General features: G+C 71.0%; 16 protein-coding genes. 8 read left to right on the forward strand and 8 right to left on the reverse strand.

All coding sequences use genetic code 11. The features are described 5' to 3' along the window. Positions 1 to 237 precede the first annotated feature (237 nt). From QSK21_RS33980 to QSK21_RS34000, 5 genes are all read left to right on the forward strand, one after another. The gene (locus tag QSK21_RS33980) at positions 238 to 1971 is read left to right on the forward strand and encodes a GAF domain-containing sensor histidine kinase (RefSeq protein ID WP_285701784.1); all 1734 of its coding nucleotides are present in this window, start codon (positions 238 to 240) and stop codon (positions 1969 to 1971) included. A gap of 209 nt (positions 1972 to 2180) precedes the next feature. Beyond that, the gene (locus QSK21_RS33985; RefSeq protein WP_285701785.1) at positions 2181 to 3032 is read left to right on the forward strand and encodes a universal stress protein; all 852 of its coding nucleotides are present in this window, start codon (positions 2181 to 2183) and stop codon (positions 3030 to 3032) included. Between the two features lie 94 nt (positions 3033 to 3126). Next, a complete protein-coding gene (locus QSK21_RS33990) occupies positions 3127 to 3981 on the forward strand; it encodes a universal stress protein (RefSeq protein WP_285701787.1) in 855 nt (284 codons plus the stop codon). Between the two features lie 128 nt (positions 3982 to 4109). Next, the gene (locus tag QSK21_RS33995) at positions 4110 to 4652 is read left to right on the forward strand and encodes a cation:proton antiporter regulatory subunit (protein WP_502871625.1); all 543 of its coding nucleotides are present in this window, start codon (positions 4110 to 4112) and stop codon (positions 4650 to 4652) included. Positions 4653 to 4661: 9 nt separating this feature from the next. After that, complete coding sequence (locus tag QSK21_RS34000) at positions 4662 to 5936, forward strand: cation:proton antiporter (RefSeq protein WP_285701788.1); 1275 nt, start codon at positions 4662 to 4664, stop codon at positions 5934 to 5936. A 76-nt stretch (positions 5937 to 6012) separates the two neighbouring features. Here the strand turns inward: QSK21_RS34000 and QSK21_RS34005 are convergent, their stop codons facing one another. Both QSK21_RS34005 and QSK21_RS34010 read right to left on the reverse strand, forming a co-directional pair. Beyond that, complete coding sequence (locus tag QSK21_RS34005; RefSeq protein WP_285701790.1) at positions 6013 to 6450, reverse strand: DUF6199 family natural product biosynthesis protein; 438 nt, start codon at positions 6448 to 6450, stop codon at positions 6013 to 6015. A gap of 51 nt (positions 6451 to 6501) precedes the next feature. Beyond that, complete coding sequence (locus QSK21_RS34010) at positions 6502 to 7011, reverse strand: cation:proton antiporter regulatory subunit (RefSeq protein ID WP_352231366.1); 510 nt, start codon at positions 7009 to 7011, stop codon at positions 6502 to 6504. A gap of 168 nt (positions 7012 to 7179) precedes the next feature. On the opposite strand from QSK21_RS34010, the gene QSK21_RS34015 reads away from it, so the two are divergent. After that, the gene (locus QSK21_RS34015) at positions 7180 to 7884 is read left to right on the forward strand and encodes a class I SAM-dependent methyltransferase (protein WP_285701791.1); all 705 of its coding nucleotides are present in this window, start codon (positions 7180 to 7182) and stop codon (positions 7882 to 7884) included. Positions 7885 to 7903: 19 nt separating this feature from the next. Here the strand turns inward: QSK21_RS34015 and QSK21_RS34020 are convergent, their stop codons facing one another. From QSK21_RS34020 to QSK21_RS34040, 5 genes are all read right to left on the reverse strand, one after another. Next, the gene (locus tag QSK21_RS34020; protein WP_285701792.1) at positions 7904 to 8692 is read right to left on the reverse strand and encodes a hypothetical protein; all 789 of its coding nucleotides are present in this window, start codon (positions 8690 to 8692) and stop codon (positions 7904 to 7906) included. A gap of 45 nt (positions 8693 to 8737) precedes the next feature. Beyond that, positions 8738 to 9796, reverse strand: a complete 1059-nt coding sequence (locus tag QSK21_RS34025) for an SRPBCC family protein (protein ID WP_285701793.1) — start codon at positions 9794 to 9796, stop codon at positions 8738 to 8740. A 174-nt stretch (positions 9797 to 9970) separates the two neighbouring features. Then, positions 9971 to 11173 carry a fumarylacetoacetase gene (fahA, locus tag QSK21_RS34030; RefSeq protein ID WP_285701794.1) on the reverse strand — a complete coding sequence of 401 codons (1203 nt, stop codon included), beginning with the start codon at positions 11171 to 11173 and terminating at the stop codon, positions 9971 to 9973. Next, positions 11170 to 11748, reverse strand: coding sequence for a hypothetical protein (locus QSK21_RS34035; RefSeq protein WP_285701796.1), 579 nt, complete (start codon positions 11746 to 11748; stop codon positions 11170 to 11172). The genes fahA and QSK21_RS34035 overlap by 4 nt, the downstream gene beginning before the upstream one ends. Before the next feature lie 210 nt (positions 11749 to 11958). Beyond that, a complete protein-coding gene (locus tag QSK21_RS34040) occupies positions 11959 to 13032 on the reverse strand; it encodes a hypothetical protein (RefSeq protein WP_285701797.1) in 1074 nt (357 codons plus the stop codon). 379 nt (positions 13033 to 13411) lie between these two features. Between QSK21_RS34040 and QSK21_RS34045 the strand changes: the two genes are divergently transcribed. Then, complete coding sequence (locus tag QSK21_RS34045) at positions 13412 to 14341, forward strand: glycoside hydrolase family 16 protein (protein ID WP_285701798.1); 930 nt, start codon at positions 13412 to 13414, stop codon at positions 14339 to 14341. Between the two features lie 73 nt (positions 14342 to 14414). On the opposite strand, the gene QSK21_RS34050 is transcribed toward QSK21_RS34045, so the two are convergent. After that, on the reverse strand, positions 14415 to 15431 hold the full coding sequence (locus QSK21_RS34050) for a DUF1905 domain-containing protein (RefSeq protein WP_285701800.1): 1017 nt from the start codon (positions 15429 to 15431) through the stop codon (positions 14415 to 14417). Positions 15432 to 15627: 196 nt separating this feature from the next. Here QSK21_RS34050 and QSK21_RS34055 point away from each other — a divergent pair, with 196 nt between their 5' ends. Next, on the forward strand, positions 15628 to 16359 hold the full coding sequence (locus QSK21_RS34055; RefSeq protein WP_285701801.1) for a DNA alkylation repair protein: 732 nt from the start codon (positions 15628 to 15630) through the stop codon (positions 16357 to 16359). The last annotated feature ends 120 nt before the right edge of the window (positions 16360 to 16479 follow it).

The raw sequence follows: 16479 nt of genomic DNA on the forward strand, positions 1-16479 counted from the left end.
GCCTCGCCGGGGTGACGGTCCAGCAGGGCCGAAGGTCCCTACCTGCGCGGCGGGCGGGATGCCTGGCGCCGGGTCGCCCGCTTGGCGAGTTCGACGAGCGCGGAGGGGAGCGTGGAGGGGAGCGCGGGGGCGCTTGCGCCGACCCGTTCACCACGATGTCCGCGCCGCCCGGGGTGCTGTTCCGCTCCGAAGGCGGTAATGGTGGAATGGGGCCGCGCGGGGAAGGGAGATCGGCCGATGCCGCAGGAACGCCGCTCCGGTGACGAGCGCGCGAAGCTGATCCTGCCGCACCTGAAGCTGGACGACCTTCTGGCGGAGCTCCAGGCGCGGCTGGAGGCGGCAAGGGGGACACGGGACCGGGTGCACGCGCTGCTGGAGGCCGTGGTCTCCATCGGCGGCGAACTGGACCTGGAGACGGTGCTGCGGCGGATCACCGAGGCCGCCACCACGCTCGTCGACGCCCGGTATGGGGCGCTGGGCGTGATCTCCGAAGAGGGCGAGCGCCTGGTGCAGTTCTTCACCTCGGGCGTCAGCGAGGAGCAGATCGAGAAGATCGGGCACTGGCCGCACGGGCACGGCATCCTCGGCCTGCTGATCAAGGAGCCGCGTCCGCTGCGGCTGCCGGAGATCTCCGAGCACCCCGAGTCCTACGGCTTCCCCGCCCACCACCCGGCGATGCACACGTTCCTGGGCGTTCCGATCCGGGTGCGCGACGAGGTGTTCGGCAACCTCTACCTGACCGAGAAGGCCGGTGGCGGGCAGTTCGAGGAGGAGGACGAGATCGTGGTCACCGCGCTGGCCACCGCCGCCGGCGTGGCGATCGAGAACGCCCGGCTGTACGAGGAGGCGCGCAGGCGCGAACGCTGGCTGGAGGCGTCGGCCGAGGTGTCCACCGCGCTGCTGTCGGGCACCGGCACCCGCGAGGCCACCGCGCTGGTCGCCCGGCGCGCCCGGGAGATCACCGACGCCGCCGTGGCGACGGTGATGCTGGCCGACGAGGCGGCGGGCGAGTTCGTCATCGCCGCGGCGGACGGCGAACACGCCGACAAGATGAAGGATCTGCGGCTGCCCATCGGGCACGCCGTGGCGGGCGGCGTCTACACCAGCGGTACCGCGACGCGCCTGGCCGACGGGCGGGAGGCGATGCGGGCCGGCGCGCTTCCGGCGGACCTGGCGGTCGGGCCGCTGCTGGTCGTCCCGCTCGGGGTGGGCGCGTCGGCGCGGGGCGTGCTGCTGGTGATCAACCCGCCCCGCGGGCCGGTGTTCAGCGCGTCGTCGCAGCGGCTGCTGGAGGCGTTCGCGGCGCAGGCGGCGGTGGCGCTGGAGGTGGCCGACGCGCGCCGGGACGCCGAACGGCTGAGGCTGCTGGAGGACCGGGACCGGATCGCCAAGGACCTGCACGACACGGTGATCCAGCGGCTGTTCGCCACCGCCATGACGCTGATGAGCGCGATCAAGCTCGTCGAGCGGCGGGATGCCGCGTCCCGCATCCAGCGGTCCGTGGACGACCTGGACGACACCATCCGCCAGATCCGCTCCACCATCTTCGCCCTCCAGGCGGGGCCGGAGGAGGAGGGGACGCTGCGCGGCCGCCTGCGCGCCCTCGTCGACGCCGCCACCGAGCGGCTGGGCTTCGCCCCGTCCGAACGCCTGGACGGGTTGCTCGACACCGCCGTCCCTCCCGAGACCGGGGAGCACCTGCTGGCGGTGGCGCAGGAGGCGTTGTCCAACATCGCCCGGCACGCCCACGCCAGTGAGGCGGCCGTCACCGTTCAGGTCGGCGGCGACGAGGTCGTCCTGCGCGTCGAGGACAACGGCGTCGGCATCCCCGAAGGGGGCCGCCGGAGCGGGCTGCGCAATATGCGGCAACGCGCGGAGGCCCTCGGCGGCTCGTTCAGCACGGCCCCCCGCCCCGGCGGCGGGACGATCCTGACCTGGGCCGTCCCCCTCGACACCGGCGATCCGGCCTGACGATCCAGCGTCGCCGCGTCCTCGATTCCCGTACCTTGGCGGCCGCTTTGCCGAAAATGCGCGTCGCCGCCGACGCGGCCCCCCGGGTTTTGGCCGGTCGCTCCGTGAACCTGGGCCACTGCGGGAAGCCACGGGGAATGCTCGGGGCAGGGCGCGGCGACGGGCCGGTTCCGCCCAGGTGGAGTCCCGCATCGAGGCGAGGGGGAGCGATGGCGAGCGGGTCGCTTGTGGTCGTGGGTTTCGACGGGTCCCCCGAGAGCGAGGACGCGATCCGCTGGGCGGTGCGGGAGGCTCAGTTACGGCGTTCCACGCTGTGCGTCGTCCACGCCTGGCGGTGGCCCTATCCGGCCGACTACGTCAATGAGGAGGGCGCCGCGATCGTCCGGCGCACGGGTGAAAACCTGCTCGACCGCGGGGTGGAGCTGGCGCGGCGGCAGGCGCCGGACGTGCGGGTGATCAAATGGCTGATGGACGGGCCCGCCCACGCGGCGCTGACACATGAGGCCCAGGGCGCGGAGATGATCGTGGTCGGCTCGCATCACGTGGGCGAGCTGCCGGTCGGGTCCACGGCGCTGCGGCTCCCGGCGCGGGCGGACCGTCCCGTGGTGGTGGTCCGCACCACCACGACCCGGTTCGAACAGGTCGTGGTGGGAGTGGACGGGTCGGCCGCGGCCGACGCGGCGCTGGAGTTCGGGTTCGAGGAGGCGGACCTTCGCGGCTGGAAACTGCGCGCGGTCTACGGGTGCTGGGAACCGGCCGAGGCCCCCGAGCGCGATCTCGCCCTGTTCGGCAATGAGGACAGGCTGCGGGAAGTGGCCGACGGGCGGCTGAAGCGCGCGGTGGAGCCCTGGCGGGCGCGTTACCCGGACGTGGACGCGTCCACCTTCCTGCGGCTGGGATCGCCGCGTGAGGCGATGTTCGAGGCGGCCGAGAGCGCGGATCTGGTGGTCGTCGGCAACCGCGGTACGGGTGGTCTGGACCCGTTGTGGCTGGGGGCGACCAGCGGCGCGCTGTTGCAGCACGCCCCGTGCACGGTCGCGATCGTGCAGGCGCGGCGATAACCGGGGCCGACCCTGGGCAGAGGACGAGTGACGTTGGGCAGGGTTCGCGGTGGCCGCGAGGCGCCGTCCAGAGCCCGCCTCGGGGGGAGGAACCATGGCGCCGCAGACGAGCGTGGTCGTCGGCTATGACGGGACGGACGAGAGCGATCACGCCCTGCGCTGGGCGGTGGAGGAGGCCCGGATGCGGCAGCGCGACCTGGTGATCTGCCACTCCTGGCGCTGGCCCTATCCGATCACCCATGTCGACCTCGACCTGGAGGAGACGGTGAAGCGGATGGGGCGGCACGTCCTGGAACGGGGAGTGAGCCGGGCACGGGACCTCACGCGGTCGGTGCGCATCCGGCCGAAGCTGATGGACGGTCCCGCCTATGCCGCTCTGCTGCACGAGTCCTACGACGCCGAAGTGCTGGTCGTCGGCTCCCACGAGCAGGAGGAACTCGCGATCGGGTCCACCGCTCTGCAACTGCCCGCCCGCGCCCAGCAACCCGTGATGGTCGTCCGCCCGTCCGACCACCACGAGCGCGTGGTCGTGGGCGTCGACGGGTCGGCAGGTGGTGACGCGGCGCTGGCGTTCGGCTTCCAGGAGGCGGCGCTGCGGGGGTGGCGGCTGGAGGCGGTCTACGGATGCTGGGAGCCGGGTGCCGTGGCCGGGACCGACCTGGCGCTGTTCGCCGACCGGGACGAGCTGACGCGGTCGTGCGGCGCCCTGCTGGAACGCGTGGTCTCGCCGTGGCGGACCAAGTACCCGCGGGTACAGGCGGACACCTCGCTCGTCCTGGAGGGGCCGCGTACCGCGCTGCTGGAGGCGGCCGAGCGGGCCGACCTCGTCGTGGTGGGCGATCGGGGCACGGGCTCCGTGGGCCCGCTGCTCCTCGGCGCGACCAGCACGGCGATGCTGCAGCACGCGCCCTGCGCCGTGGCCGTCGCGCACGCGACCACCGGCGGCTGATCCCGTCCGGTGTGCGCGGCCGGGTCGCGTGATGTCGCTGACGACTAGATTGTTCTGAAATCATGACCTGTGTACCGGATGCCCGTTGAGTCGGGAACGGTGGGACGCGACGCCCGGGGTCGGATCGCGTGCGGGTGGTGGTGCCGCGCCTGGTCAAGGCGCCGGCGCTGAACGACACAGGAGTGATCATGGACGTCGAGCGGACATCGTTGCCGGGGATCGGGCTGCGGCATGTGTTCACCACCAGGCGGGGCCGTCAGCTCGGTGTGGTCTCGCATCACACCGGCCGCAGAGACCTGGTGATCTACGACAAGGAGGACCCCGACACGTGCGTGGTATCAGTGGCGCTGAGCGATGAGGAGGCCAACGCGCTGGCCGAGCTGCTGGGCACAGGACGGGTGGTGGAACGGCTGAGCGAGCTGCACCGGCAGGTCGAAGGACTGGTCACCGACCAGATTCCCATCGCCCCCGGCTCCCCCTACGCCGGACGCACATTGGGGGACACCCGGACCCGGACGCGTACCGGCGCCTCGATCGTGGCGGTGGTCCGCGACGGCCAGGTGATCGCGAGCCCGCGTCCCGACTTCGTGTTCTCCGCCGACGACGTGGTGGTGGCGGTCGGCACCGACGAGGGCACGGCGGCCGTTGCCGACATCCTGGCCGGCGGGTGAGGCGCCCCTATGCATAGTGGGATCCAACTGATCGAGCTCGGTGCGATCATCCTGGCGCTGGGACTGCTGGGCGCGGTGGCCAACCGGTTCTCCATCTCGGCGATCCCGCTGTACCTGATCGCGGGACTGGCGTTCGGGTCCGGCGGGGTCCTGCCGCTGGGCGCCAGCGAGGAGTTCGTCGCCATCGGCGCCGAGGTCGGCGTCATCCTCCTGCTGTTCACCCTGGGCCTGGAGTACACCGCCGGCGAGCTGGTCGGCACGTTGCGGACCTCGGCGCCGTCGGGCCTGGCCGACCTGGTGCTCAACGCCGCGCCGGGCGTGATCGCCGCGTTCCTCCTCGGGTGGGGTCCGGTCGCGGCCGTGGCGATGGGCGGCGTCACCTACGTCACCTCGTCGGGCATCACCGCCAAGGTGATGGGCGACCTGGGCTGGCTGGGAAACCGCGAGACACCCGCCGTGCTGTCGATCCTGGTCTTCGAGGACCTGACGATGGCCGCCTACCTGCCCATCCTGACCGCGCTGCTGGCCGGGGCCTCCCTGGCCGCCGGCGCCACCACGCTGGGGATCGCCGCCGCCACCATCGCGGTGATCCTGCTGATCGCCCTGCGGCACGGCGCGCTGGTCGAACGGTTCGTCGCCAGCCCCAGCGACGAGGTGCTGCTGCTGAAGGTGCTGGGACTGGTCGTGCTGATCGCGGGACTGGCGCAGCAACTCCAGGTGTCGGCGGCGGTGGGGGCGTTCCTGGTCGGCATCGCGCTGTCCGGCCCCCTGGCGCACACCGCGCAGGAGCTGCTGTCCCCGCTGCGGGACCTGTTCGCGGCGGTGTTCTTCGTCTTCTTCGGCCTGCACACCGACCCCGGCGACCTGCCCCCCGTCCTGGGTGCCGCCGCGCTGCTGGCCGTGGCCGGGACCGCCACCAAGCTCGCCTCGGGCTGGATAGCCGCACGGCGGGTCGGCGTGGGCACGACCGGCCGGATGCGCGCCGGGGCGGCGCTGGTCCCGAGGGGCGAGTTCAACATCGTCATCGCCGGGCTGGCGGTGGCCGCCGGGATCAACCCGCAGATCGGCCCGCTGGCCGCCGCCTACGTCCTGATCCTGGCCGTCGCGGGGCCGCTGCTGGCCCGCGCCGCCGTACCCGCAGCCCGGGCCCTGAAGAAGCGCGGCAAGCGCAGTGATCAGGTGGCGGATCCGGCTCAGACCGACGGCGACGCCACTGCCGTGGACCAGCCCGAGGAGGACGGCGTCCACGGCCACACGCTCCGCCACGCCGAGGAGATCCCCTAGCTCTGCGTCCCCGGCTCGACGCCGGATGGGACACCGGCTCGGCCGCGTCGCGGCCGAGCCGGTGTCACGCCGGGATCTAGACCTCGCAGTAGCCCTTCGACCCGTTCGCCGGCACGCTCGCGAACGGCTCGCCGTCATCCGTGATCGTGAGCCGCCCGCTCAGAGCGGGACCGTCGCGGACGTCCAGGCCGAGCTCGCGCGCCCGCCGCTCGACCGCCGACGCGCCGCCGGTCTCGGCGACGTTCTCCAGCTCCGCCAGGACCTTCTCGCAACGGGCGACCGCGTAGTACCTCGGCACTCCGTAGACGCCCAGCCCGATCAGCAAGATCATGCCCAGGGCACCGGAGATCCGGTACCACCAGACGACCAGTTCGGAGGGCTCGACCACTTCGGGGTTCTTGAACCGCCAGGACTTGAACAGGCCCCACATCCGCCGCGGGAAAAGCACGTTGAGCAGGCACAGCGTCACCAGCACCACCAAGAGCGCGGTGAAGAACAGCACCTCGCCCCACATGTGCGAAAGCTACTTCATCGGCGGCCCGCCGTACATACGCGGCCCGGCCGGTCACCCGTTGGCGAGGATGTCGGCGACCGCCGCGGTGCCCTCGCCGGTGCCGACCACCACCACGACGTCATGGGCCTCGAACACGAAATCCGGGCCGGGGCTGGCGATCACCCCGCCGCGCCGCACCACGGCCACGATCGAGGCGCCGGTGCGCGTACGCGCCCGCGTGTCGCCCAGCGGCCGCCCAACATAGGGCGACCCGGCGGACACCGGGATCTTCTCGGTCACCAGTTCCTCGACCTGGCGATGCTCGTCGTTCACCCGTTCCACCACGTGGACGGTCTCCAGCAGCTCGGCCAGCCCGTTGGCCTCCTCGCCGGTCAGCTCCACCGACACCACGCGCTTGCCGGGATCCTCCTTGCCGTAGATCACCAGATCGTGACGGCCGGTGCGATGGGAGATCACCCCCAGCCGGCGGCCCCGCTTGGTGGTGAACTCATGACGCAGCCCGATCCCCGGCAACGATGTCCGCTCGACGTCCACGCCCACTCCGCTCAGCTCACTCGCCATGCCGGGGAACCTCGTCGTCCCCGCTCAGGTGCCATGTCGCCCCCTGCCGGCCACCGGGGCGTCATGATCCCAGAACGGCACCGCCGTCCGCCAACCAGATACCCGTTCCGCCGGGCCGCCGGCGAGAAACCGGGTTGACCACCGGCCCGGTGGTGGGATCGTGAACCCGTGGCACCTCCCCGCCAAACCGGCCACCGCGACCACGCCGCGCCCGCCACCCGGCCACCCCCGTCCGCGGCCGACCCGCCGGACCAGTTCGACCGGTGGGCCGCCACCTATGACACCAGCCTGCTTCAGTGTCTGCTCTACCAGCCGGTGCACCAAGCCGTACTGCGACACGCCCACCGGCACGCTTGCGACCCCGCCCGGATCCTGGACATCGGCTGCGGCACGGGACGCCTCCTGCACGCCGCCGCCCAGACGTATTCGCACGCGGCCATGATCGGGACGGACCCCTCCCCCTCGATGATCCGCAACGCCGCGGCCGGACCCACCGGCGACACCACCGCCAGGATCCGCTTCGTCCGCGCCCGCGCCGAGGCCCTGCCCTTCCGCGACGCCACCTTCGACCTCGTACTGAGCACCTTGTCCCTGCGGCACTGGCACGACCGGTGGCGGGGGCTCGCCGAGATCGGCCGCGTCACCGCCGGCACCGGCGTCGTCATCCTCGCCGACGTGCTACAACCGCGGCGCCGGTCCGACCCGCGACGCTGGCTGCCCTGGGCATCGTCCCTGCCCGCCGGCGTCCACCGCGCCATCACCACCGCCGGGCTGAGCCCGGACCACGTCGAGACGATCCCGCTCACCCTCCCGATGACCACGACCACCCTGATCGTCGCCCGGCCCGCGCCCTCAACCCCGCCGCACTCCTGACAACCCCGCCGCGTCCCGGTCAGACGAGATGGCGGGCCGGTGGGAACATGCGGAGAAGGGCCCGGCCGAGGTCGCGTACCGACTCCTCGGTCTGGTTGACAGCGTCCTGCATCGGCGAGGTCTCCGGCTGCTCCTGGCCGGCCGCCTCTTCGCCCTCGTCCTGCTTCTCCGCGGATTCCGGGGGCCGGCCGGTTTCCTCTGCGCCCTCCTCCTCAGGGGCGCCCTTCTCCTCAAGGCGGCCTGTGTCTTCACAGGCGACCTCGCCCTGATCTCGAGGAGGTTTGGTGGAGACCCCGCTGAGGTTCTCCGACGCCTCATCGGTGCCCTTGCCCGCGGCCTGGGTGATGCCCTTGGTGGCCTCGCCGAGTTCGCCCACGGCGGTGCCGATGTCCTTGGTGGCCGACTCCAGGGCCTCGCCGAGATGCCGGACGATCTCCGGATTGCGGTCGAGCGTCGTCAGGGTCCGGTCGATGACGAAGGCCACGTTGTCGAGGCGGATCCGCAGTTGCGCCTGGGCCTCGACGCCCCTGATCTCCAGCTTGGTCTTTCCCATGCGCGCGTCCGCCCCGGCGTTCACCTTGACGAGGCCGACGACCTCGGCGATGAGCGCGACATACGCTCGGAGGTCCTCCACGTCGAGACAGAGCTGGTCCACCTTGAGCGAGGGAACGTCGAGATAGGCGTCCGGCTCTCCATCCGCACCGGCACGCTTGTCCGGCGGCACGGGCCTGCCGGGCACGCCTTCCTTCTCGCCTGATTCGTCGCGCTCCCGTCCAGGCTTCGGCTCGCTTGGGGTGTTGCCGTCCATCGCTTCTCCCGGGCTCGCTCTCGGATGGTGGGCGCCGGTCGGATGTCAAGCGGCGGCGCCCTCGGGCTTCTCCGCCTTCTCGCCCTCGGGCTTCTCTTCTCCCTGGGCCTTCTCCTCGCCCTCGGCCTTCTCCTCGCCCTCGGCCTTTCCTTCTTCCTGAGGCTTCTCTTCTTCCTGGGCCTCGCCCTTTTCGGGTTCTTCGGCGCCGCCGCCCTCAGAGCGCTCCTGCTCCTCCTTGAGGGCGTCCTCGTGGGTCTTGACGACCTTGCCGTCGCGTATCTCGCCGCGCCATCCCTGCGTCTCGCCCTGCTCAAGGAGCGTGTGCGTCATCATGTGGCGCTTGATGTGCTTGAAGTCCAGGCGCAGGCGGCGTCCCTGAGCCCGCCACAGGTTGGCGGTCTTCTCGAGGAAGCCGTCCGGGTGGTACTCGGCGACCAGCAGGATCCGCGTCAGGGTGGGCGCCAGCTCATGGAAGGTCACGGCCCCGTCGACCCAGCCCTTGGAGCCCTCGGACTTCCAGACGATCCGCTCGTCGGGGACCTGCTCGATGATGGTGGACTCCCAGCTGCGCTCGGACAGGAAGATCTTGGCCCGCCAGTTGATCTTCTCGTCGGACTCCTGCTCGACGCTCTCCACCTTGCTGGTGAAGTCCGGGTAGTCGGCGAACTGGGTCCACTGGTCGTAGGCGGCCCGTCGCGGCAGCCCGACATCGAACTCCTCGATGATGGTGACCACCTTGGGCTCGTCCTCGCCACTGCCGCCCTTGCCGTCCCCTTCGTCGTCGCCCTTGCCCATCGCCCCCTTCACCTTCTCCTTGGCACCGGTCATGCCCGCGCTCAGGCCCGCCTTGACCGGGGACTCGCCCTGGGCCAGCTTCTTGACGCCGGTGGCCGCCATCTTCGCGCCGGACCCGGCGCCATCGCCGGCAACGTCGTTCAGCCGCTGGGTGAGCCCTTGGATCTTGCCGTTGGCCCTCTTCAGCGCTTGCACCATCAGCGCCTGGACGAACTCCTTCCCTGCCTGCTTGAGCTCGTCCACGGGCAGTTCCTGTACCGCGCCACGGACGCGGTCTCCCTCGCCAGAGCCTGCTTCCGTCATCGTCATCACTTCGCTTCTTGGGATGGTGCCGCACTCGTCGGGTGCGGGACGTGCGCGTGCTTGCCGAGTGGTCTCGGACGTCCGTGGCCAGGCGATCCTCCGGCCACGCACGGTAGTGGCATATCCGTAAGAGCCAATACGAAACAGCCGGAATACCGCCAACAGGGAGGAATGAGAGATCTACCGACGGGTTCTTGGGCGGCGCCGGGGGGCACGGGCGGGCAGGATGCGTCCGCGGACCTCACCGAAGCCGAGCCTGCCGCCATCGGTGGCCGGGGCGGTGGCGGTGATGGCCACCTCGTCGTGGTCCTGGAGGAAGGTGCGCCGCTCGCCCTTCACCGTGATCGGATTCCTGCCGCCCTCGGTCAGCTCGATGAACGCGCCCCGCTGGTGCCTTTCGGGTCCGGAAACGGTGCCCGAGGCGTAGAGGTCGCCGGTACGGGCGCGGGCGCCGTTCACCGTCATATGCGCCAGCATCTGCGCGGGAGACCAGTACATCGTCCGGTACGGCGGTCGCGAGACCACTTCGCCGTTCCATTCCACGGCCAGGTCGATGTCCAGGCCCCACGGTTCGTCCTCGCGCAGGTAGGGCAAGGGCTCGGGATCCTGGCCGGGCAGCGGCACGCGCGCGGCCTCCAATGCCGTGAGAGGGACCACCCACGGGGAGATGGAGGTGGCGAAGCTCTTGCCCAGGTTCGGGCCGAGCGGAACGTACTCCCAAGCCTGGATGTCCCGGGCGGACCAGTCGTTGACCAGCACGGCGCCGAACACGTGATCGGGGAACGCGGAGGCCGGCACCGGCTCGCCGAGCGGCGAGCCGACCCCGACGATGAAGCCGAGCTCGGCCTCGATGTCCAGGCGCTCGCTTTCCCCGAAGGTGGGGGCGCTTTGGCCGGGCGCCTTCCGCTGCCCGCACGGGCGGACGATGCCGGTCCCCGACACCACCACGGTGCCGGCGCGGCCGTGGTAGCCGACCGGCAGGTGCTTCCAGTTGGGCATCAGCGGCTCGCCATCGGGACGGAACAGCCTGCCCAGGTTGGCCGCGTGATGCTCGGAGGCGTAGAAGTCGACGTAGTCGGCCACCTCCACCGGAAGGTGCAGGGTCACCTCTGAAACCGGGTGCACGGCATCGGAGTGGACATCACCCGCGACCAGTTCGGTGACCTGGCGCCGTACCTGCTCCCAGCGCGACCGTCCCTGCGCCATGAAGGCGTTGAGCGTGGGCAGAGCGAACACGGGATCACCCAACGCGACCGCCAGGTCCACCACCGAATCGGCGACGCGCACGCCGACCCGGGGTGAGGCGCCCCGGATGGAGAAGACCCCGTAGGGCAGGTTGGCGAGCCCGAACAGGGAGCCGTCTGGAATGTCGATCCTGGTCACGCGGTGGCCCCTTCTCCGTGCGCGATCTTCCCGGGCGCGATGCTCGCGGGGGCGAGGCCCATGTCCACCAGCCCGGCCAGTGGCTCGGTGATGCTACAGGTGCCGAAGGACACGACCATCCTGCGAACGGCCGCCGCCCGGTCCTCGCCAAGCCCGCGCACCGCCTCGGCGGCGGTGGCGAGGAGCAGGTTGAGGAACCCGTGCTGCTCGAATCCCGTCCGGGCGTCGGTGTTGCGGACCGCGTGGTGCAGGCCCGCCGTCGCCCTGAACGGCACGTGCGCTTCGGCGACCGCCGCGATCGCGGCGGCGCACGCGCGATCCAGCGCAGTGACGAACTCGGGCACTCCCATCCCGGTTGGAACGGCCACCTCCGCAGTGGCCAGGTCGACCGGCAGCCTCCGCGCCGACTCGGCCTCCGATGCCATCTGTCCCGGCCCGTGCGGCGGGCCGACCAGATCACCGTACGGGCCGGTCCGATGGGCCGCATGCGCCGGAACGGCCTCGGCGAGCGGAGTCAGCCCAGGCGGGAACACCGCCGCGTCATCGCACAACCTCCGAGCGAAGATCGGCACCATGGCTGTGACCTCCTACCGCGACCGAGCCCATGCGTAGCCGGAGCCCTCACAAGCCGCACGCCCTGAGCCGTCTCGATGGTTAATGCATTTACTATCTCCGGTCAAGCCATCCGTCCTGGTCGGGTGACATACCGACACCCGGCCAGTAGTTGAACCTGAACCGCCCGGCCGAGCAGGTGGGACGGATGCCGAGGCCGGGCCGCTCGGGGGTCACTTCTCGCAGTCGCCCGTCGTCCAAGGCCAGTTGGCGACCGGGGTGTCATGCGTCAGCGCGCAGATGATGGTGTCGCCCTTCTCGTCGCCGTACCGCGCCTTGATCTCGTCGCGCATCGCCGCCCACTGGCGGCGGGTGTCCCTGATCGCCCACAGGACGGCGCGTTCCTGGTTGTCGGCGATCCGCCCGCGGGCGCTGGTCCCGTCCCTGGTCACCGCGCCGGTGACCGGGTCGATCTCGGCGACGTCCTTGTTGAGCTCCTCGTCGTGGCGGATCCGCCCGGCGCACTCGTCCGACGGGTAGCAGCCGGTGGCGAGCCGTTCCGGAACGTCGGCCGGCGACGGGAGCGGCAGCCGGAAGCTCATCAGCGGGAACACCTCGCTCCTGTGCATGCCGGGCGGGTTGGCCACACCGGTCGGCCGCCCGGGATCGGCGGAGTCGACCCAGTTGGAGTGCGAGTAGAAGTCCTGGACACCGTGCAGCGCGCGCCCGAACAGGTCCACGAACCGGCATTTGGCACGGGTCCTGTCACCTGGCGCGCCGTAGTCGGCGCAGGCGGACCGCGTGTCCCAGTGGGACAGGTCGCCGTCGTCGTCGAAGACCGTCCCGGCCTGGCGGGCGGCGCTGTGGAAGCGGTCGCGCAGGTGCCGCAGGCAGGCGATCAGCTGGTCGGACGCCTGTTCGCGGGTGCGCGCGTACGGCTTCCCGCCGTTGTCCTCGGCACGAATGTAGTCGGCGTTGTCGCAGTGGGCGTCCGGGTTGGACAGTTCGCCGCCGTAGAACCACGAGTCCGGTGCGTTGACCCCGCCGAGATAGCCGCGGTAGCCCGCCAGGACGTCGATCGAGTCCTCTTCGAAGCAGGTGCCGTCGGACGGCTTATCCTCCGGGCACGCCAGCGCCGCCCGCGTGATCTTCTCGTGCTCCCCGTGCCCCTGCGAGAACCAGTAGTACGTGGCGAACGCCTCCGCCTCCGGCGCCCGGACGATCTGGGCGCCGACGGCGAGCCCGAGCGCCGCGGCCAGCGCCGCCGGGACGGCCGGCCCGCGTCGGATCCGATTTCCCCGTAGCACGTCATGCCCCTTCCGTTCGCCGAGGGCGCACGAAATGACATTCCATGCGGCACCCCCGTAGCCGAAACCTCGCGGCGACCCGCCGTTGACGGCGTTATCCGCCTCGATACCGGACGAGCGTAGGACGCGCGTCGCCATTCTCGCGTGGTCGTGGGCGCAATGGTGGAACCGCTGATCGTCACCGGGGTCTTCCGCTAAGGCCAGGTGTCGCTCCATACACGCTTCAACAGAGATCATCTATTGGCTTCGCCGATCCCCTTCATGAAAGGGCAACTGGTCTACTTGACAGCGGCCTTCCCATGGGTGAGATTGACCGGCACCTGTCGGTGCCGACCCACCGGATACCCGCTCCCGCTCTCCCAGTGGAAGGCCCCCCGCCATGGCACACGCACGCTCCTGGAAACTCTGTCTCGCCGGCCTCCTCGCACTCGTCCTGACCACCGCGCCCGCGCCGGCGTCCGCTTCGGTGCCGCCTCCTCCGCCAGGCTGGAGCCTGGTGTGGAGCGACGACTTCGACGGCCCCGCCGGGTCCCTGCCCTCGTCCGGAAACTGGCTGATCAGCACCGGGCACGGCTATCCGGGAGGGCCGCCCAACTGGGGCACCGGCGAGATCCAGCGGTACACCGCCGACCCCGCGAACGTCTCCCTGGACGGCTCCGGCAACCTGCTGATCACGCCGATCAGGAGCGCGTCCGGAGAATGGACCTCGTCCCGGATCGAGACGGTGCGCACCGACTTCAAGCCCGCCGAGGGCCGGGTGCTGCGCATCGAAGGGCGCCTCCAGATGCCGGACGTGGGTGGCGCGCAGGCCCTCGGCTACTGGCCCGCGTTCTGGGCGCTCGGCTCCCCGTACCGGGGCAACTACCAGAACTGGCCGGCGGTCGGCGAGTTCGACATCATGGAGAACGTCAACGGGATCGACTCGGTCTGGGGCGTCCTGCACTGCGGCACCAACCCCGGCGGCCCGTGCAACGAGAGCAACGGGCTGGGCAACAGCCGCGCCTGCCCCGGCTCACCCTGCCAGGCGGGCATGCACGCCTACACCTTCGAGTGGGACCGCAGCGTCTCCCCCGAGCAGTTGCGCTGGTACGTGGACGGCGAGCCGTACCACAGCGTGTCCGAGGACCGGCTGGACGCGACGACGTGGACCAACATGACCGGCCACGGCGGCTACTTCCTGCTGCTGAACGTGGCGATGGGCGGCGCGTTTCCGAACGGCGTCGCCGGGCGGGGCACCCCGACCCCCGACACCGTCTCAGGCCGCCCCATGGTCGTCGACTACGTCGCCGTCTGGCAGAGCGGCACGTGACCGGCACCCGCGTGCCGCCGCTCCGGGCCGCGCGTCAATGGCTGGGGTCAATGGTCCGGGTCAATGGTCCGGGTCAATGGTCGAGAAGCTCGACGGTCACGGTCGCGGTGTCCCCCGCTTCGAGGTCCTCCTTCGTACGGACGGCGCGCTTGATGGGCAGCACGTAGGCGCCGCGCGTGCCGTCCGGGAAGATCGAGGTCGTCCATGTGCTGCCGCCGACCGTGACCCGTACCCGCAGCGAACCGAACCCGCGGCGCCGCCCGCCGGCCAGGTCACGGATCTCCTCCGACGCGTCGACGGGCAGGGCGACGAAGGTCCAGGTGTCGGCACGCCTGGCATCCCAGATCCACAGCTCGGCTTCGAACACGATCTTCACGCGCCCAGCATCACACGGGCCACCGACAGGATCGCCCGGACGCCGCCTCCAGACGGACGCCCCCGGACGGCGCGGCGCCCTCCCGGCCAGGCGGCCGGGAGGGCGCGACGGCCATGGCCGTTGGAGGCCCAGCGTGGCGGCGATGCGGTTCGCCACGGGCGTCTGGGGATCGACGCCTCCGGCCTCGCACCGCGCGATGACCTCAGCGGTGGTGTCGGCGGCCGTGGCCAGCCCCTCGACGCTCAGCCCACCGCGAAGGCGTTGGCGCCGGACCCGCTGCCCGAAGCCGACCGCCAGCGCGGTGTCGGCGTAGAACGCGGCGGCGCCCGGTTCCCGCATTCTCCTGTCGCGGAGGCCCGCCCACAGCTCGTGTCGCTCCGGCTCGTGCGGGGCGCACGCCTCTAATGCCCGGCGTGCCCGTTCCCGTTCGCACGACTCGGGGAGCCTGGCCGTTCGCCACACGGTCAGCACCACCGTGCGGCTCGGGGCCGTACACCAGTACGTCAGCCCGACGGGCACGAACCCGAGGTGGAACTGCAACACCTGTAAGGGCCGCAGCCGCCCGGACAACCGCCGTGTGAACGGCGGGACCTCCAGCGCACCGTAGGCGCCCAGCAAACCCAGGAAGAACGCCGCCACGGCGAAGTCCGCGGTGTAGAGCTGCTCCAGCCAGTCCGCGGCCTCAAGCTCCAACTCGACGACGCGCCGATGCATAAGCCGCACAATAGACCTAAGTCAACATAACGTCATGACACCGTCACGGTAAGTCGTCCATACCTGGACGGCGTGTAGCCCCCGACGCGAGGGTCAGCCCCCACCCCGGCGACGAGGCCGCAGGCGCCGATGAATTCTGGCGGCGCTCCGGGTCGGTATGGGCGGAAGCCTGCATGGGTGGAAGGGATGGTGGCCCGTGGCTGGACGCAATGGGCCCGCCGAGATGAGCGCCGAGGCGTTCGTGGAGGCGTTGAAGGAGCGGGCGTCGGAGGAACGCACGCAGGTGGACGTGGAGGAGAAGCGGCGCTTCTTCCGTACCGGCAACGACTTCCTGGGCGTGCGGATGGGCCAGGTCTTCGCGCTGGCCAAGGAGTACGCCGCGCTGCCGCCCGGCGAGATCGACAAGCTGCTCGACAGCACGATCCACGAGGTACGGGTCGGCGCCGTGAGCATCATGGGTCACCAGGCCGTGGCCAGGCGGACGTCCGCGGACCGGCGAAGGGAGCTGTACGAGCTGTACCTGCGCCGCATCGACCGGATCGACACCTGGGACCTGGTGGACGTCAGCGCGCACAAGGTCATCGGCGGTCATCTGATGGACGGGCCGCGCGACGTCCTGTACTCCCTGGCCCGATCGCCGAAGTGGTGGGAGCGCCGGGCGGCGATGTTCTCCACGCTGTGGTTCATCAGGAAAGGCCAGGTGGACGACGCCTTCGCGCTCGCCGAGCTCCTCGTCGCCGATGACCACGACCTCGTTCACAAGGTCGTCGGAGGCGTGCTGCGCGAGGCGGGCAAGAAGGACCCCGGGCGGCTGACCGGCTTCCTCGACCGGCACGCGGCCACGATGCCGCGCGTCATGCTGCGGACGGCGATCGAACGCCTCGACCCCGAGGTCCGCAGGCATTACCTGTCACTCAAGGACGCCTAGGACTGCACTGAATAACTGCGGTTGTCCCGGTCGAGCTAACGCTCGACTGGGATACTGGTGTGGTGCAGGGTGTGAGCAAGGGCGAGCCAGAGTTGCTGGACGCGGCGGCGCTGGTGGGGC

Source organism: Actinomadura sp. NBRC 104412, from assembly GCF_030269515.1.
Lineage (GTDB): Bacteria > Actinomycetota > Actinomycetes > Streptosporangiales > Streptosporangiaceae > Spirillospora.